A 17,481-nucleotide genomic window follows, 5' to 3' on the forward strand; every position below is an offset into this window, starting at 1 on the left:
TCCCGCTTCCCGGGACAGAACGCAACCTGAATCAAAAGGACGAACTCAGCCCGCCTGCGCAGTCTCCGCTGCCGCGAGATCCAGTGCGATGTCGACGATCATGTCCTCCTGGCCACCGACGAGCTTGCGGTTGCCCGCCTCGAGCAGGATCGACCGGACGTCGACGCCGTACCGGGCACTCGCGGCTTCCGCGTGGCGCAGGAAGCTCGAGTACACACCCGCGTAGCCGAGGGTCAGCGTCTCGCGGTCGACACGCACCGGACGGTCCTGGAGCGGGCGGACGATGTCGTCGGCGGCGTCCTGCAGGGCGAAGAGGTCGCAACCGTGCTGCATACCCTTGATGTTCGCGACCGCGATGAAGGCCTCGATCGGGCAGTTACCCGCTCCCGCACCGTGTCCGGCGAGTGAGGCGTCGACGCGGTAGACACCGTTCTCCACCGCGACCACCGAATTGGCCACCGACAGAGACAGATTCTCGTGCGCGTGGATGCCGATCTCGGTGCCCGCGTCGAGAACGTCGCGGTACGCCCGAACCCGGTCGGCCACTCCGTCCATGGTCAATCGGCCACCCGAGTCGGTCACGTAGACGCAATGTGCGCCATAGCTTTCCATCAGCTTGGCCTGCTCGGCCAGCTTCGCGGGCTCGGCCATGTGACTCATCATCAGGAAGCCCGAGACGTCCATGCCGATCTCGCGCGCCTTGGCGATGTGCTGCGCCGACACGTCGGCCTCGGTGCAGTGAGTCGCCACGCGCACCGACCGCACACCCAGGTCGTACGCGTGCTGCAGTTCTTCGATGGTGCCCACGCCCGGCAACAGCAGGGTGGTCAGGCGCGCGTTGGTGATGTTGGCCGCGGCCGCCTCGATCCACTCCCAGTCGGTGTTGCTGCCCGGCCCGTAGTTGACCGAGCCGCCGGCGAGACCGTCGCCGTGGGCGACCTCGATGGCGTCGACACCGGCCGCGTCGAGGGCGCGCACGATCTTGCCGACGTTCTCCGGGGTGATGCGGTGGCGGACGGCGTGCATGCCGTCGCGCAGGGTCACATCCTGGACGAAGATCTTGCTCATCGTGCGTTGTCCTTCTGCTGCGCGATCCGCTCGGCGACCTGCAGGCCGGCGGAGGTCATGATGTCGAGGTTGCCCGCATAGGCGGGCAGGTAGTGTGCGGCGCCCTCGACCTCGAGGAACACCGACACCTGGTGCGTCGGGGTGATCTCGGTGCCGTCCTCGAGCAGGGTGTGGACGGGCTGATCGGCCGGGATCGCGGCGATCTGGATCTCCTGCTTGAGGCGGTACCCGGGCACGTAGGCGGCGACGTCGCCGATCATCTTCTCGATCGAGGACCGGATCTCCTCGTGCGTGCCCTCGTCGGGCGCGTCGACGAGGCAGAACACGGTGTCGCGCATGATCAGCGGCGGCTCGGCGGGGTTGAGGATGATGACCGCCTTGCCGCGCTGTGCGCCGCCCACCGAGCAGATCGCCTTCGACGTGGTCTCGGTGAACTCGTCGATGTTCGCGCGGGTACCCGGCCCGGCCGAACGTGACGAGATGGAGGCGACGATCTCGGCGTAGGCGACGGGCGCGACACGCGAGACGGCCGCGACGATCGGGATCGTCGCCTGCCCACCGCAGGTCACCATGTTCACGTTCTCCGCGTCGATGTGGTCGGCGAGGTTGACCGCGGGCACGACGAAGGGGCCGATGGCCGCCGGGGTCAGGTCGATCATCCGCTTGCCCAGTGGGCGGAGCAGGGCGTCGTTGGCGACGTGAGCCTTGGCCGAGGTGGCGTCGAAGACGATCTCGATCTCGTCGAACCCCTCCATGCGCGTGAGGCCGTCGACACCTTCGTGCGTCGTCGGCACGCCCTTTGCGCGGGCGCGCGCGAGGCCGTCGGAATCGGGGTCGATACCGACCATCGCCCCCATCTCGAGATACTGCGACTGCTGCAGCACCTTGATCATCAGGTCGGTACCGATGTTGCCCGAGCCGATGATCGCCACCTTGGTCCGTGGCGTGTCTGTTGTCATGGTCCTTCTCCTTGGATGTGCGGAAGAGTCAATTGGAGGTGAAATGTGCTGTCACCGAACCGAGTTCGCCGATCTCGGCGGTCACCGTGGCACCGGGGGCGATCGGCCGCATCGGTCCCAGCGCACCCGACAGGATCAGCTGGCCCGCGCGCAGCGGTTCCCCGAACTGGCGGGCCCGGCGCGCGAGCCACGCGACGGCGTTGAGCGGATCCCCGAGACACGCGGCCCCGTTGCCCTCCGAGACGACCTCGCCGTCGATCGTCATGGTCATCGTCGAGTCGACCGGCGAGTACTCGTCGAGGGTGCGGCGAGCGTCACCGACCACGTACAGCCCGGCGGATGCGTTGTCGGCGACGGTGTCGGCGAAGGTGATGTCCCAGCCGGTGATCCGGCTGTCGACGATCTCCAGGGCCGGCGCGGCGTAGTCGATGGCGGCGCGGCACTGCTCGATGTCGAGGTCGCCGTCGGCCAGGTCGCTCTTCAACATGAACGCGACCTCAGCCTCGGCCTTGGGCTGCAGGAGTGTCCCCATCGGGATCGTCTCACCGTCGCCGAAGGCCATGTCGGCGAACAGCACTCCGAAGTCGGGCTGGTCGACGCCGAGCTGGGTCTGCACGGCCACCGAGGTGGCCCCGATCTTGCGGCCGACGACCGCGGCGGTCCGGTCGGCGTTGAACAGCGTCTGTACACGGTAGGCCGACTCGATGTCGTCGGCCGCGATGAGATCTCGGATCGGCGCACAGGGCCGGCGATTCGTCAGCGCGCTGCTGAGCCGTTGCGCCGCAGCGGCGATCGCGGGGTCGCGGTCGGTTCGGTCGGGGGCCGAGGTCGGGGAACTCATGTGCTGCCTCTGTTGTCGGTTCGGTCGTCGGCCGCGATCTCCTCGGGCGACTCCGCACCATCGTGGGGTGCCGCTATACCCTGGGTCGAGCATCGCGTTCCGGTGAGCGGTACGACAGGAGGTCGCAGATGAGCCAGGAACAGCTCGACCATTCGAGCGTGCTGGGTAAGGCGATCACCGTGCTCCAGGCCTTCGACTCCAATGACCGGCAGGTCACGCTCGCCGACCTCGCCCAGCGCACCGCGCTCCCCAAGACGACCGTGCACCGACTGGCCGGCCAGCTCGTCGCCGCTCGTCTTCTCACCCGCACAGCGGGCGGGTACGCGCTCGGCAGCGGGCTGTTCGAGCTCGGCATGCGCGCATCCCCGGAGCGAGGACTGATCGAAGTCGCGACGCCGTTCATGCAGGACCTCTACGTCCGTACCGGCGAAACCGTCCATCTCGGCATCCCCGAGGATCTCGAGGTCGTCTACGTCTCGAAGATCGGCGGACATCGCCAGGCCGCCGCCCCGTCGCGACTCGGTGGTCGAATGCCGTTGTACTGCACAGCCATCGGGAAAGCACTGCTGGCGAATTCGCCGGATCCCGTCATCGCCGAGCAGCTCGCTCGCCCACTGCGCCGGCGCACACCGCACACCATCGTCGCCCCCGGGCTCCTTCGTGCACAGCTCTCCCAGATCGCCGAGGACGGGGTCTCCTTCGAGTTCGAGGAATCGACCCTCGGCCTCGTCTGCGTCGCCGCCCCGATACTCGACGCCGACGATGCCCCGCTCGCCGCGATCAGCGTCACCGGCCCGGTACACCGCTTCCACCCGAGAGCGCACGCGACCGCGGTCCGGGCCGCCGCGGCGGGGGCGAGTTCGACGCTGGCACGACGGGCCCACATCATCGACGGCTGACACCCCGCCACCGGAAAGCACTCCGCCGCAGATCGTCGTACTGAACACTGGATGACGGTCGCGCACACCGTGCACGATCCGCGTCGTACAGAGAGTGAGGCGAGAGCATGGCACGTCGGGGCACGAACCGCTCCAGAGCCACCACGCGCGCGCCCGAGGCACCGCCCTACCGCACCGACCCGCCCGCCTGGACGCTCCCCCGCGGAACGATAGTCCTGATCACCATCGCCGGTCTGGTGGTCGCGGTCGGCGGCATCAAGGCGGTCTCGTCGTTCGCGGCGCCGACGTTCCTGGCGCTGATGCTGACCGTGGCAGTGCAACCGGTGCCGAGATGGTTGCGCACCAAAGGGTTTCCCGGTTGGGCGGCATTCCTGACGACGATCGTCCTCGTCTACGGCATCCTGATCGGACTGTTCGCGTCACTGGTGTTCTCGGTGGCCAGACTCGCATCGATCCTGCCGGACTACGACGACAAGTTCAACGACATCATCACGAGCTTCCAGGACTTCCTGACCGCCCACGGGGTCAGCCAGGACAAGGTCCACGACATGATCTCCAATGTCGACACCAGCAAGGTCGTCAACGTGGTCACCGAGTTGCTCTCCAGCACGCTGAGCGTCGCGTCGGCCCTCGTTCTCGTGCTCGCCCTGCTGCTGTTCATGGCAGCCGACTCGGTGGGCTTCGACGCCCGGATGGAACACCTGCGCGGGATGCGTCCCGACATCGCCGCGGCCTTCGGCTCCTTCGCCCAGGGCACCCGGAGCTACCTGTGGGTGTCGACGGTGTTCGGCCTCATCGTCGCCGTCTTCGACAGCATCGCCCTCGCACTGCTGTCGGTCCCGCTGCCGATCCTGTGGGGTCTGCTGTCCTTCATCACCAACTACATCCCGAACATCGGGTTCGTGATCGGTCTCGTACCGCCCGCGCTTCTCGCGCTGCTCGACGGCGGCGTCACCAAGATGCTCGTCGTCATCGCGGTCTACAGCGTCATCAACGTGATCATCCAATCGGTCATCCAACCGAAATTCGTCGGCGACGCCGTCGGCCTGTCGACGACGCTGACGTTCCTGTCCCTGATCTTCTGGGCCTGGGCGATCGGGCCCCTGGGTGCGATCCTGGCGGTACCGCTGACGCTGCTGGCCAAGGCCCTGCTCATCGACATCGACCCGGCCACCCGCTGGGCCGACGTCCTGTTGTCCTCGTCGGGCACCAAGCCGGTTCCCGAGGAGTCGCCCCCGCCGACGACGCCCGAATCGCCCCCGGACGACCCCGCGCACGTCACACTGGGAACCGATTCGTGAGCCGGACTACGCTCCGGAGCGAACATTCGGTAGATTGCCATTCGACCCCAATCTGACCACAACCGTTTACAGATAGGTTGCGCACCGCCCATGGACATGAACTGGTCTCCGGCCGACACCGCGTTCCGCGACGAGGTACGGGCTTTCCTCGACGAGAAGCTCACTCCTGACCTGCGGGCGGCGGGCACGCTGCGTACCTCGGTCTACTCCGACCACGAAGCCTCGATGACGTGGCAGGCCATCCTGCACGAGCGCGGCTGGGCCGCGCCGGCCTGGCCGGTGGAGTACGGCGGTTGCGACTGGTCGCAGTCGCAGCACTACATCTTCAGCCGCGAGTCGATCCTGGCCGGCGCACCGGCGCTGTCGCCGATGGGCATCCGCATGGTCTCCCACGCGATCATGGCGTTCGGCACCGAGGAGCAGAAGAACTTCTTCCTCCCCGGCATCCTCGACGGCAGCGTCTTCTTCTGCCAGGGCTACTCCGAGCCCGAATCCGGTTCCGATCTCGCGTCGCTGTCCATGGCCGCGGTCGACGACGGCGACGACCTCGTCGTCACCGGTTCCAAGATCTGGACCACCCACGCCGCCGAGGCCAACTGGATCTTCTGCCTGGTCCGCACCTCGCGCCAGGAGCGCAAACAGCAGGGCATCACCTTCCTGCTCATCGACATGAACTCCCCCGGCATCGAGGTCCAGAACCTCGTCTTCGCCTCCGGCGAGCAGGTCCAGGCGCAGGTGTTCTTCGATGGCGTGCGCGTCCCGAAGAAGAACGTGCTCGGCAAGATCGACGACGGCTGGACCGTCGCCAAGTACCTCCTCGTCTTCGAGCGCGGCGGCGGTGCGGCCGCCCCGGCCCTGCAGGTCATGGCCGAGCAGCTCGGCCGTGACGCCGCCTCGGTGACCGCACCCAACGGCGGTCCGCTGTCGGAGGATCCGGCGTTCGCGGGCAAGCTCACCGACCTCCAGATCCGCGCGAAGATCCTCGAAGTCCTCGAGTACCGAGCACTTGCAGCGATGACGTCGGGCAAGGATCCCGGCTCGATCGCGTCGATGCTGAAGATCCTGGGCACCGAGCTGAGCCAGGAGATCACCACTCTGGCGCTCGAGGCCGCAGGCCCGCACGGCCGCGTCTTCCAGCCGCATGCGACCCGCCCGGGCGGTCCGATCTTCCAGTACACGCCGCCCACCGACGGCTACGTCAGCGGTGAGCCCTGGCAGGCCGTCGCCCCGCTGCACTACTTCAACGACCGCGCGGGTTCGATCTACGCGGGCAGCAACGAAATTCAACGGAACATCCTCGCCAAAGCAGCTCTCGGTCTCTGACGGGTCACAGGAGAAAACTGATGGACTTCACACTCACCCCCGAACAGCAGCTGCTGTCCGACGGACTCAACAAGTTCCTCGACGCACGCTACGACCTGCAGGTCAGCCGCGACGCGGCCAAGGTCGGCGAGGGCTGGCAGCCCAAGATCTGGAAGGCCTTCGTCGAGGACCTCGGTGTCGTCGGCGCCTGCCTGCCCGAGGAGATCGGCGGATTCGGCGGCGGCGCCGAGGAATTGATGGTCGTCACCGAGGCACTCGGACACGCGCTGGTCGTCGAGCCGTTCGTCGACTCGGTGGTTCTCGGTGCCGGACTGCTGCATTCGACCGGCAACGCCGTCGCGCTCGAAGCCGCCGGCCGGATCGCCGCGGGGGAGGCCCTGAGCGCGCTCGCCGCGTTGGAGGACGGCTCGGGTGGCGTGCTGTCGCGCATCGAGACGAGCGCCGACCGCGACGGCGAGGGATGGAAGCTCAACGGCAGCAAGGCCGTCGTCACCACCGCACCCATCGCCGACTACCTCATCGTCAGTGCCCGCACCTCGGGTGAGCCGCACGATCCGGCGGGCGTTTCGCTGTTCCTGATCGATCTCGCCGACGGCGCGCCGGAGGGACTCGAACTGCAGCGGCTGCGCACCATCGACGACCGGCAGGCCGCCGACATCACGTTCACCGACGTCCGGCTCCCCGGTGACGCACTCATCGCCGGCGACGGTGCCATCGACCTGCTCGAGAAGGCCTGGGACACCGCCACCGCCGCCGTGGTCTCCGAGGCCGTCGGACTGATGCGCAAGGTCTTCACCGACACGGTCGAATACGCCAAGCAACGCGAACAGTTCGGCGTCCCGATCGGCAGCTTCCAGGTGCTGCAGCACCGCATGGTGGACATGCACCTGCAGCTCGAGCAGTCGGTGGCCGCCCAGTACTTCGCGATCCTGTCGCTCGACGCCGAGCCCGCCGAACGCGCCGCCGCGGTCTCGGCCGCCAAGGCGACGATCAGCCGGGCCGCACGCTTCATCGGGCAGAACTCGGTGCAGCTGCACGGCGGCATGGGCATGACCGAGGAGCTGGCGATCGGCCACTACTTCAAGCGCCTCACCGCCATCGAGTACGAGTTCGGCACCGCCGATGCGCATCTGGCGCGGTTCGCGACCGCCACCGCACAGATCGACGCCTGACACCAGGTATCCGCTCCCCCGTCGCGACGGCCCCCGTTGCGTCGGGGGAGTTCTGTGTCCGGGATGTTCAATGGGCGGGAACCCGCGTGCGTCGGGTCACACCGTGCGATTGCATGACACCTACGAACAACTCGGAGGTAGAAAGCATGCAGGACTGGGATATTCGCTGCGATGTCGTGGTGGTCGGGTCGGGCGGCGGAGCCCTCGCCGGCGCCTACACCGCGGCGGCGAACGGACTGGACACGGTCGTTCTGGAGAAGACCGCGCTCTTCGGCGGCACATCGTCGTACTCGGGTGCGTCACTGTGGCTGCCCGGCAGCGTCGTTCAGGAGCGAGCAGGTCTCGACGACTCCACCGACAACGCCCGCACCTATCTGCGGGCACTGCTCGGTGACGCGGAGGCCGACCGGCAGGATGCGTATGTGACGACCGCACCGGCGGTGGTCGAGTTCCTCGAACGCGATCCGCACCTGGAGTTCGAATACCAGCCGTTCCCCGACTACTTCGACGCTCCGGGACGCATGGATGCCGGCCGGTCGATCATCCCGGTCGACCTGCCGAGCGAGGCTGCCGGAGAGGTGCGCGAGCTGGTGCGTCCGGCTCCGATCGTCGACCGCGCCGGACAGTTGCACCCCGACGAGACCCTCATCGCGGGGCGGGCGCTGATCGGGCGACTCCTGCTGGCGCTGCGGGGCACCCGTCGTGCGGACCTGCGCGCCCGCACATCGGTCACCCGGCTCCTGACCGAGGACGATCGGGTGGTGGGTGTCGAGGCCACCGATGCCGATGGTCGGACGCTTCGTGTCCGGGCCGAGCGCGGTGTCCTGCTCGCCGCCGGCGGCATCGAGGGCAGCGAGGAGATGCGCGCCGCCCACGGCACCCCCGGCAAGTCGCAGTGGAGCATGGGCCCGGCGGGCGCCAACACCGGTGACATGATCCGCGCGGCCGTCGCGCTCGGCGCCGACACCGCACTCCTCGATCAGGCGTGGTTCTGCCCCGGCGTCGAATTGCCGGACGGCTCGGGCGCTTTCATGGTCTGTGTCCGCGGTGGCATTCTCGTCGACGCCACCGGCAACCGCTACCTCAACGAGTCGCTGCCCTACGACCGGTTCGGCCGGGAGATGATCGCGCGTGGCGAGTCCGCGCTGCCGTCGTACCTGATCTTCGACTCGTCCGAGGGCGGCCCGGTCCTGCCGGCGATGTCGATTCCGGAGGCCTCGGCCGACGACCACTTCGCCGCGGGCACCTGGGTCTCGGCGGAGACGATCGAGGAACTGGCCGCCAAGATCGGCGTCGACGCGGCCACGCTGCGCGCCTCGGTCGAGAGGTTCAACGGCTTCGCCGAACGCGGCGTCGACGAGGACTTCGGCCGCGGCGGCGACCCGTATGACACGTTCTTCTGCCCGCCGCGGGAGCTGCCCAACGTGGCGCTGCCGCCGATTGCGACCGGGCCGTTCTACGCGGCGCGCATCGTCCTCAGTGACCTCGGAACCAAGGGCGGTGTCCGGACCGACGCCGATGCCCGCGTGTTGACGGTCGACGGCAGCCCGATCGAGGGGTTGTACGCCGCAGGAAACACGAGCGCGTCGGTGAGCGGGGCGATCTACCCCGGTCCGGGAGTCCCGCTCGGCACCGCGATGACGTTCTCGTACCGCGCGGTCCATCACATGCTCGGTAGCGACCTGCTGCGGTGAACACGACAGCGGCGCAGGCGGTCTCTCGCCTGCGCCGCTGTGCGATCCGGGGGACGTGAATGCTAGAACTCCACGCTGAGGTTCTCGCTGCGGGGCCGTGCCTGGCAGGCCAGGATGATCCCGCCGGCGATGTCCTCCTCGTCGAGGACCGCACTGTTGTCCATGTCGACCTCACCGGTGGTCAGTGTGGCTGCGCACGAACCGCATTCACCCTCGCGGCACGAGAACGGGACGTTGATCCCCTTAGAGAGGAGAACATCCACCAGGGTCGCCGTGCGGGGCCAGGGGAACTCGTGTTCCTGCCCGTCGAGGTTCACCGTCACCGACGCCGCATCACCGGCATCGGCGTCCACGTCGGGCAGCTCGACGTCGGCGAACGGGTCACCGGACAGCGAGGTGAAGACCTCGGCGTGCACCCGGTCCCGGGTGAACCCGGCGGACGCCGTCGCCGCGTGAACCGAGTCCATGAACGGGCCCGGGCCGCACAGGAAGACGCGGTGGTCGGCGTAGGCGGCGGCGAGCGCTGCGAGCTGGGGCACGGTCGGCAGACCCTGCACGCTCTCCAGCAAGTGGATCACCGTGAGCCGATCGCCGTGTGCAGCTGCGAGTTCCCGCAGTTCGGCGGCGAAGATCACCGACTTCTCGTCGCGGTTGCCGTAGAGCAGCACCACCTTCCGCGACCCCTGGCTCAGAGCCGATTTCAGGATCGACATCACCGGGGTGATCCCGCTACCGGCGGCGAACAGCAGCAGATCGTCGTCGAAGTCCTTGGCGGTGAAGACCCCCGCGGGAGGCAGCACCTCGAGCGTGTCACCCGCGGAGATGTGGTCACACAACCAGTTCGACGCATAACCGTCGCGGGTCCGCTTGACCGTCACCTTCAGCAGCTCGTCGGTGAACGGCGAGCTGGCCAGCGAGTAACACCGGGCGACCGAGCCGGTCTCCTCGCTGGGTATGCGCAGCGTCAGGAACTGTCCCGGCGTGTAGGCGAAGTCGGCTCGACGATCGGCCGGCACCGTGAACACCAGTGAGCGTGCATCCGCGGTCTCCTCGATCACGGCGGCCACCTCCAGCCGCACCGCACGCGAGGAAGTCGTGACCTGCTCGGCCACATCGGTGATGGTCATGGTCAGTTCCGCCCTTCGGACTCGTGGAAACCCGCCGCCCCGTTCGCGATGACCGGATTGCCACCGCTCACCATGTCGAACATCACCTCGCGCCCGTCGCCGAAGACCCGCAGTTCCGCGTCGTCGCCGGGGAAGATCGCGGTGGCGAATCGCCCGTCGAGCGAACGCAGATCCGCCGGATGGGCACCGATCAGCCGCGCCACGTCGAGCGCCGCGACACCGAGTGTGCACAGCCCGTGCAGGATCGGGCGCGGCTGGTGGATCCGTGCGGCGGCCGCGGGATCGATGTGGATGGGATGGCGGTCACCGGTCAGCCGGTAGAGCGCCGCCTGGTTCTCGGTCGTACGCACCGGACCGCTGATCGTCGGCGCCGCATCCGATGCCGGTGGCCTACCCGGTCCGCGATCGCCACCGAATCCGCCTGCGCCGGGGGCGAACAGCGACCAGGTGGCGACGAAGTGGTCACTGCGGACCACCACCTCGATGACCGCTGCCGAACCCTTGTCCCACACCTCGCCCACCGAGGCCGTCATGGTCACCTCACCGCGCGGTGGCAGCGGGGCCAGCACGTCCAGTTGCTGCGAGCCGTGCAGAGCAGTGGTCGGATCGAAGGCGCCGCGTGCGCCGAGTTCGTCCGGGGCCCACTGTGCGAGCGTCAGCGCGAAGGTCGGCAGCACCCGCAACCGCTTCTCGAAGACGAGGTCGAGCTCGTCCGCCCGAGCGCCGACGGCGAGTGCGTACAGGATCGCGTCGCGTTCGTCATAGGCAACGGTTCGACTGCCGAGATCGGCGCCGCGCCACTCCCCGGTGTTCGCCGGCGTCCCGGTCGGCTGTGTCCGCGCGGCCGATGACGTCATGCCGCACCGCGCTTCAGGAAGGCCAGCACGGCCGACAACCAGGCCTCGCGGGCTTCGATCATCGCCCAGTGCCCGCAGCGGGGGAAGACGTGCAGCTCGGCGTCGGGGATGTCGCGCATCGGCAGGATCGCCGAGTCAACGGGGCTGACGCGGTCGTCCCGGCCCCAGGTGATCAACGTCGGGGACGTCACCTTGTGCAGCTGTGCCCAGTACGGGACGGTGTCGGCCATCGCGTTGGCGGCCATCGTCGCGGCGAAGGCCTTGGTGCTGTACATGCGTCGAGCGATCTCGAGGGTTTCCGGTTCGGTGGCCAGTCCCCACCGTTCCTCGATGAGCTTCTCGGTCACCAGAGACTGGTCGTAGACCATCGCCGACAACCAGCGGATCAGGCGTTCGCGGGTGGGCTCGTCGGTGAACTCCATCAGCAGCTTGATGCCTTCGCTGGGCGCCGGGGAGAAGATGTTCTTGCCCATGCCGCCGATGGTGACGAGCTTGCCGACACGTTCCGGTTCGGCGATGGCGACCTTGGTCGCGACGATCCCGCCCATGGAGTTGCCGATCATGTCGGCGGATCCGATGCCCAGGCCGTCGAGGAACACCCCGACCGCCGTCTCGGCCATCACCATCGGATGTCCGTCGACCGGATCGCTGACGCCGAAGCCGGGGAATTCGAGGACGAGGCAACGGAAGTGATCGGCGAGCTCGCCGATGACCCCGCGGTAGTTCCGCCATCCCGTCACGCCCGGGCCGGACCCGTGTAACAGCAGCAAGGGAGGCCCCTCGCCGGCCTCGTGATACTGCAGCACGCCCAGGCTCGTCTCGAGCCTGCGGCGGCTGCCCCCATAGGTGACGTCAACGCTCATGAACGGTGAGGCTGCCAGTGCTGCGCCCCGTCGTGCAGCACCGCTCCAGTTGAGCGGAACACCGGCCGTGTCGGTTTCCCACTGAACGAAAGCGTGCTGGGCGCGAACGCCCGCGGACCCTACGCTGGCCCGGTGGATGGAGCCGGCCTCTCGGCGACGGCGGACAAACGGAAAGGTGCACGATGTCGATCGAAGCGATGTCCCAGACTGATATGCGTAAGGCGCTTGGTCAGTTCGCGAGCGGGGTGACCGTGGTGACCGGGCTCGACGACTCCGGACCCGCCGGTTTCGTCTGCCAGTCCTTCGCCTCGGTGTCGCTGGAGCCGCCGATGGTCCTGTTCTGTGCCGATCACCGCGGCCGGTCGTGGCCGCGCATCCTGCGGGCCGGACGCTTCACGGTGAACGTGCTGCACGAGAACCAGGCCGACATCTGTTCGCGGTTCGGCTCCCGCGACGGGCGCAAGTTCGACGGCCTGGACTGGGAGCTGTCCAACTGGTCGACGCCGTCGTTGCCCGATGTGCTGATGCGCGTGCACGCCGACATCCACGATGTCCACACCGCAGGCGACCACGACGTGGTGATCGGCCGGGTGCTGGAACTCGAGACGCCCAGCGAGGAACGCCCCCTCCTCTTCTTCCGCGGCAAGCTCGGGATCGACTCCCCCGCCGATCGGCTCACCGCATGAGCGAGACCGACGCCGTGTCCGTCGGGATCCCGGACGGCATGTCCGCCGCCGAGGCGCTCCTCGCCATCGAGGAGATCAAACGGGTCTTCGCCGTCCGTCTGCGTTGCATGGACACCAAGCAGTGGCATCTCTACGCCGGCCTGCACACCGACGACGTCATCAGCGAGACGTGGGGCGGCCTACCCGATGACAAGCAGCCGCGTACCGACGGCGAGTCCAATCGCGTGGTGGGCAAGGAGAAGCTGGCGTCGACCATCCGCGCGTTGCTCGACGGTCCGGTCCCCGTGACCACCGCTCATCACGGGCACAGTCCCGAGATCGTGCTCACCTCGCCCACCACCGCGCGCGGCATCTGGGCGATGGAAGACAACCTCTGGTGGTCCGACGACGCCGGCGAGTACCATCTGCGCGGCTTCGGCCACTACCACGAGGAGTATCGAAAGGTGAACGGCCAGTGGCTGATCAGCTACCGAAAGCTCACCCGCCTGCGCGTGGACTCCTCCCCCCACTTCTTCCGTTTCCTGAAAGCGCTGTGATCGCCCGTGTCTGAGAATCCTTCGGTATCCGACGGTCTTCCCGCGTCCGACGAGCACACTGCGCCACCCGACAACCCCTCCGCTCTCTTCGAGCCGCTGCGCATTCGGGGAATGGAGCTGCCCAACCGGATCGCGATGTCGGCGATGACCCGGTCCTCCTCCCCCGGCGGTGTCCCCGGCTCCGACGTCGCGCACTACTACGCACGACGCGCCGCCGGCGGCACCGGTCTGATCGTCACCGAAGGCGTGGCGATCGATCACGTGGCGGCGGTGGACAATCCGGCGGTCCCGCGGATGTACGGCGACGCCGCCCTGACCGGCTGGCGAACCGTCGTCGACGAGGTGCACGCAGCAGGCGGGCGCATCGTCCCGCAACTCTGGCACGTGGGACCGCTGTGGGGCGCGATGTGTGAGGTCGACCCGGCGATCCGCCCGATGCGACCCTCGGGCCGGTGGGGCACCCCCGGGGTCACCTCGTACTCCGATGACTACGTGGCACGCTCGCTGCCGGAGACCCCGCCCATGACCGAGCGCGACATCGACGATGTCATCGACGCTTTCGTGTCAGCGGCCGCGAACGCGGTCGAGGTCGGCTTCGACGGTATCGCACTGCATGGCGGTCACGGTTATCTGCTCGACGCATTCCTGTGGGCCGACACCAACCGTCGCAATGACCGCTGGGGACGAGACCTGCACGCGCGTACCCTCTTCCCCGCCGAAGTGGTCAAGGCGATCCGCGCGGAGATCGGGCCCGACCTACCGATCTTCTTCCGCTTCTCCCAGCACAAACAGCAGGACTACACCGCCCGCATCGCAGAAACCCCCGATGAACTCGGGGTGATCCTCGGGACGCTCGCCGACGCCGGGGTGGACGTCTTCGACGCCAGCATCCGACGATTCGACCTGCCGGCCTTCGAGGGCAGCGACCTGTCCCTGGCGGGCTGGGCGAAGATGCTCACCGGCGCTCGCGTCATGGCCGTGGGCAGCGTGGGGCTCGGTAAGCCCATGCGCGACAGCCGTATCGAGGGTGCGGCGCCGCTGGTGGACAACATCTGCGAGGTGGACGACCGCATCGCATCCGGCGAGTTCGATCTGATCGCGATCGGCCGACTGCACCTGGCCAACCCGGGGCTGGCAACCGCTCTGCGGACCGGCGCCCCGCTGACCGCGTTCGATCGTGCGGTCCACGAGGGCAGCCTGGTCTGAGACGCCTTCCGCCGGTTCAGTCCGACGCGCGCCCGAGCAGTTCGCGCGCGTCGGCACTGCCGTCGAGCAGCCGGGCGGTCCGACGCGTGATCTTCCACTCCCCGTCGATGCGCGCGAGCTCGAAACGGTTGGCGCTCGCGCGCCACACCCGGAACGAATCCTCGTCGGTGTTGCGGCGCACGAGAAGGGAGTGGCAGGTCGCCACCGCGGTGTCACCGTCGAGGCGGATGTTGATGGGGTCCAACAGATGTCCGCATCCACCGTGGATGTAGTCCTGGTGGGGTGAGGTCCGCACCATCTCGGTGATCGCCGCCCGCCCGTTCATGACGCCGATGTCGAGGTCGTACACGGCATCCGGCGCCCACAGCCTGCCCACCGCCTCGGCATCGCCCGCGTCGACGGCCGGGCCGTAGGCACTCAGCACGTCACCGATGGCTGCTCTGTCCTCGAGGACCCGAACCCGGTCGAGCAGAGCGTCGAGCTTCTCCTGGATGTCTGTCATCTGCGATCCCTTCTCCGAGACGACCTGTGGTGTCGGAAGCGGTGGCCGTTCAACCACTTTCCTACCGCCTACCCGGCCGAGGCCACCACCGCTGTCCCGTTCAACTGAAACTCCCGTGCGCCGAGCGCACACTCACTGCGAATGTAGGACGCATCACACCTGCACCGACCAGGCGGGTGCGTTCGGAAGAACACGGAAGTCTCCGGCCGTCTCGAGGCCGTCCCGAGGAAGGGTCACATCATGGGCCAGGTATTGGACAGAATCATGCAGCACGCGGACGAGATCCGCGCGGATGCCGCTGAGGGCGAGACGCTGATGCGTCTGACCGATGCGTCGGCGAAGAGCCTGCGCGACTCGGGGGTCATCCGGATGTTGCAGCCGAAGGAGTACGGCGGCTTCGAATCGCACCCTCGCGAGTTCGCCGAGACCGTCATGGCCACAGCGGCACTCGACGGCGCGACCGGCTGGGTCGCCGGCATCGTCGGCGTCCACCCGTGGGCACTCGCCGCCTTCGACGACAAGGCGCAGAACGAGATCTGGGGCGCCGACAACGACATGTGGATGGCCTCCCCGTACGCACCGATGGGTGTGGCCGTGCCGACCGACGGCGGCTACGTCCTCAACGGTCGCTGGTCCTTCTCCTCGGGCACCGACCACTGCGGCTGGGTCATGATCGGTGCCGCGGTGGGCGACAAGGACGGCAACCGCACCGGTCAGATCCTCCACGTCGTGCTGCCGCGTTCGGACTACGAGATCGACGCCGACAGCTGGAATGTCGTGGGACTCCGCGGCACCGGCTCCAAGGACCTGATCGTCAAGGACGCCTTCATCCCCACCTACCGCACCATCGACGCGGAAATCGTCCTGAGCGGTCAGGGCTGGAAGCACGCCGGACGTGACGAGACCCTCTACAAGTTCCCGTTCTCCTACATCTTCCCGCTGGGCATCACCTCCGCACTCATCGGCATGACCGAGGGCGCACTCGCCTGCTACGTCGCGGCCCAGAAGGAGCGCGTCCAGGTCAGCGGCATCCCGATCAAGGAGGACCCCTACGTCCTGTTCGCCATCAGTGAGGCCGCAGCGGAGATCTCCGCGTCGCGGGTCTCCCTGCTGGAGATGGTCGACCGGTTCTGGGACAAGACCGAGAAGGGCGTGGAGATCAGCTTCGCCGAGCGGGCCGAGGGGCGCCGGACGCAGGTGTCGGCCGCGTGGCGCGCAACCAGGGCGATGGACGAGATCTTCGCCCGCGCCGGCGGCGCAGCGGCTCATCTCAACACCCCGATGCAGCGCTTCTGGCGTGACGCGCACGTCGGCCTGACCCACGCGATCCACGTCCCCGGACTGATCTACCACTCGGCCGCCCTCACCCAACTCGGTGGCGACCCGCAGGGCGCCTACCGCGCGATGATCTGACCCGACAACACTTCTCGAGGATGACAACGATGACAGAACTACGCGGACTCGGCTTCCTGCGAGTCCAGAGCACCGATGTCGCGCGCTGGCGCGAGCTGCTGATCGACGGCCTGGGCATGGCCGTGGGCAGCGGCCCCGAAGCCGACGCACTGTACGCGCGGATCGACGAGCGTCGTTCGCGGATCGCCGTACTGCCCGGCGATTCCGACAAGGCACTGGCCGTCGGCTGGGAGGTGCGTGACGAGTTCGCACTCGAACGCGTCCGTCAGGCAGTGGAGGCCGCCGGCGTCGCCGTCACGGTGATGTCCCGCAAGGAAGCCGGCTACATCGACGCCGAGGGCGCCATCGCCTTCGACGATCCGGCCGGAACCCGGCTCGAGGTCTTCTACGGTCCGGTGCTCGACCACAGCCCCGTCGTGACGCCCTTCGGCGGACGCTGGGTCACCGGCGGCCTCGGACTGGGACACGTGGTGCTCCCGAGCGCCCAGTTCGCCGAGTCGTACGACTTCTACACCCAGGTGCTCGGCTTCCTGCCGCGCGGCTCCATCAGGCTCGACGAAGAGGGCCTGGCCCGCGTCCGCTTCCTCGGCATCAACGAGCGGCACCACAGCCTCGCGCTGTGCCCGGCCCCGCCGACCGAGGAGCCCGGCCTGGTGCACCTGATGACCGAGGTGGACACCCTCGACGCGGTCGGTCAGGCACTCGACCGGGTGAACAAGCAGAAGTTCTCGATCTCGTCGACGCTGGGCCGGCACACCAACGACAAGATGATCTCGTTCTATGTCCGGGCCCCCGGCGGCTGGGACCTGGAGTTCGGCACGGAGGGAATGCTCGTCGACGAGCGGCACTACACCTCCGAGGAGATCACCGCCGACGCCTACTGGGGCCATGATCAGAGCGGCTCGGAGCCGTTGAAGGCGTTCATCCCGGTCGGCGAGGGCTGAGCATCCCGACCACTCGGCCTCTCGGCCACACAGAGGAGCACCGCGACGACGTCGTCGCGGTGCTCCGTCGTTTTTGTCCCCGATCGTCTT

17 protein-coding genes are annotated in these 17,481 nt (G+C 68.0%); 10 read left to right on the forward strand and 7 right to left on the reverse strand.

The window, feature by feature from the left end:
- Window positions 1–45 precede the first annotated feature (45 nt).
- From dmpG to GKZ92_RS16340, 3 genes are read right to left on the reverse strand one after another with little or no spacing between them, the layout of a single operon-like run.
- The gene (gene dmpG / locus GKZ92_RS16330) at window positions 46–1,068 is read right to left on the reverse strand and encodes a 4-hydroxy-2-oxovalerate aldolase (protein WP_035751157.1); all 1,023 of its coding nucleotides are present in this window, start codon (window positions 1,066–1,068) and stop codon (window positions 46–48) included.
- Window positions 1,065–2,027 (reverse strand): acetaldehyde dehydrogenase (acetylating), encoded by a 963-nt coding sequence (locus GKZ92_RS16335; RefSeq protein WP_035751154.1) that lies wholly within the window; start codon window positions 2,025–2,027, stop codon window positions 1,065–1,067. Before GKZ92_RS16335 ends, dmpG begins: the two co-directional genes overlap by 4 nt.
- Before the next feature lie 28 nt (window positions 2,028–2,055).
- Complete coding sequence (locus GKZ92_RS16340) at window positions 2,056–2,868, reverse strand: 2-keto-4-pentenoate hydratase (RefSeq protein ID WP_035751151.1); 813 nt, start codon at window positions 2,866–2,868, stop codon at window positions 2,056–2,058.
- Window positions 2,869–2,996: 128 nt separating this feature from the next.
- On the opposite strand from GKZ92_RS16340, the gene GKZ92_RS16345 reads away from it, so the two are divergent.
- The 5 genes from GKZ92_RS16345 to GKZ92_RS16365 all read left to right on the forward strand — a co-directional run bounded on the left by GKZ92_RS16345 (window position 2,997) and on the right by GKZ92_RS16365 (window position 9,257).
- A complete protein-coding gene (locus tag GKZ92_RS16345; protein ID WP_035751149.1) occupies window positions 2,997–3,767 on the forward strand; it encodes an IclR family transcriptional regulator in 771 nt (256 codons plus the stop codon).
- A gap of 107 nt (window positions 3,768–3,874) precedes the next feature.
- Window positions 3,875–5,068 carry an AI-2E family transporter gene (locus GKZ92_RS16350; protein WP_006357448.1) on the forward strand — a complete coding sequence of 398 codons (1,194 nt, stop codon included), beginning with the start codon at window positions 3,875–3,877 and terminating at the stop codon, window positions 5,066–5,068.
- A gap of 90 nt (window positions 5,069–5,158) precedes the next feature.
- Window positions 5,159–6,391 (forward strand): acyl-CoA dehydrogenase family protein, encoded by a 1,233-nt coding sequence (locus tag GKZ92_RS16355; RefSeq protein WP_042375601.1) that lies wholly within the window; start codon window positions 5,159–5,161, stop codon window positions 6,389–6,391.
- Window positions 6,392–6,411: 20 nt separating this feature from the next.
- On the forward strand, window positions 6,412–7,563 hold the full coding sequence (locus GKZ92_RS16360) for an acyl-CoA dehydrogenase family protein (protein WP_042375604.1): 1,152 nt from the start codon (window positions 6,412–6,414) through the stop codon (window positions 7,561–7,563).
- A 146-nt stretch (window positions 7,564–7,709) separates the two neighbouring features.
- Window positions 7,710–9,257: an FAD-dependent oxidoreductase gene (locus tag GKZ92_RS16365; RefSeq protein WP_042375605.1), complete on the forward strand. Its 1,548-nt coding sequence runs from the start codon at window positions 7,710–7,712 to the stop codon at window positions 9,255–9,257.
- Window positions 9,258–9,319: 62 nt separating this feature from the next.
- Here the strand turns inward: GKZ92_RS16365 and GKZ92_RS16370 are convergent, their stop codons facing one another.
- From GKZ92_RS16370 to GKZ92_RS16380, 3 genes are read right to left on the reverse strand one after another with little or no spacing between them, the layout of a single operon-like run.
- Window positions 9,320–10,384, reverse strand: coding sequence for a ferredoxin--NADP reductase (locus GKZ92_RS16370; RefSeq protein WP_042375607.1), 1,065 nt, complete (start codon window positions 10,382–10,384; stop codon window positions 9,320–9,322).
- A gap of 2 nt (window positions 10,385–10,386) precedes the next feature.
- Window positions 10,387–11,241, reverse strand: a complete 855-nt coding sequence (locus GKZ92_RS16375; protein WP_006357443.1) for a MaoC/PaaZ C-terminal domain-containing protein — start codon at window positions 11,239–11,241, stop codon at window positions 10,387–10,389.
- Window positions 11,238–12,104, reverse strand: coding sequence for an alpha/beta fold hydrolase (locus GKZ92_RS16380; RefSeq protein ID WP_155225442.1), 867 nt, complete (start codon window positions 12,102–12,104; stop codon window positions 11,238–11,240). Before GKZ92_RS16380 ends, GKZ92_RS16375 begins: the two co-directional genes overlap by 4 nt.
- Window positions 12,105–12,286: 182 nt before the next feature.
- Here GKZ92_RS16380 and GKZ92_RS16385 point away from each other — a divergent pair, with 182 nt between their 5' ends.
- The 3 genes from GKZ92_RS16385 (at window position 12,287) to GKZ92_RS16395 (ending at window position 14,532) form a co-directional block, all read left to right on the forward strand.
- Window positions 12,287–12,790 (forward strand): flavin reductase family protein, encoded by a 504-nt coding sequence (locus GKZ92_RS16385; protein WP_006357441.1) that lies wholly within the window; start codon window positions 12,287–12,289, stop codon window positions 12,788–12,790.
- Window positions 12,787–13,326 (forward strand): nuclear transport factor 2 family protein, encoded by a 540-nt coding sequence (locus GKZ92_RS16390; protein ID WP_042375614.1) that lies wholly within the window; start codon window positions 12,787–12,789, stop codon window positions 13,324–13,326. Before GKZ92_RS16385 ends, GKZ92_RS16390 begins: the two co-directional genes overlap by 4 nt.
- Window positions 13,327–13,422: 96 nt before the next feature.
- Window positions 13,423–14,532, forward strand: a complete 1,110-nt coding sequence (locus GKZ92_RS16395; protein ID WP_268902896.1) for an oxidoreductase — start codon at window positions 13,423–13,425, stop codon at window positions 14,530–14,532.
- A gap of 16 nt (window positions 14,533–14,548) precedes the next feature.
- On the opposite strand, the gene GKZ92_RS16400 is transcribed toward GKZ92_RS16395, so the two are convergent.
- The gene (locus GKZ92_RS16400; RefSeq protein WP_006357438.1) at window positions 14,549–15,034 is read right to left on the reverse strand and encodes a nuclear transport factor 2 family protein; all 486 of its coding nucleotides are present in this window, start codon (window positions 15,032–15,034) and stop codon (window positions 14,549–14,551) included.
- Between the two features lie 240 nt (window positions 15,035–15,274).
- Here GKZ92_RS16400 and GKZ92_RS16405 point away from each other — a divergent pair, with 240 nt between their 5' ends.
- Both GKZ92_RS16405 and bphC read left to right on the forward strand, forming a co-directional pair.
- Window positions 15,275–16,447 (forward strand): acyl-CoA dehydrogenase family protein, encoded by a 1,173-nt coding sequence (locus tag GKZ92_RS16405; RefSeq protein WP_006357437.1) that lies wholly within the window; start codon window positions 15,275–15,277, stop codon window positions 16,445–16,447.
- A 29-nt stretch (window positions 16,448–16,476) separates the two neighbouring features.
- Window positions 16,477–17,391, forward strand: coding sequence for a biphenyl-2,3-diol 1,2-dioxygenase (bphC, locus tag GKZ92_RS16410; RefSeq protein ID WP_005198618.1), 915 nt, complete (start codon window positions 16,477–16,479; stop codon window positions 17,389–17,391).
- Window positions 17,392–17,481: the final 90 nt, after the last annotated feature.

The organism is Gordonia sp. 135, assembly GCF_009720185.1.
GTDB lineage: Bacteria > Actinomycetota > Actinomycetes > Mycobacteriales > Mycobacteriaceae > Gordonia > Gordonia alkanivorans.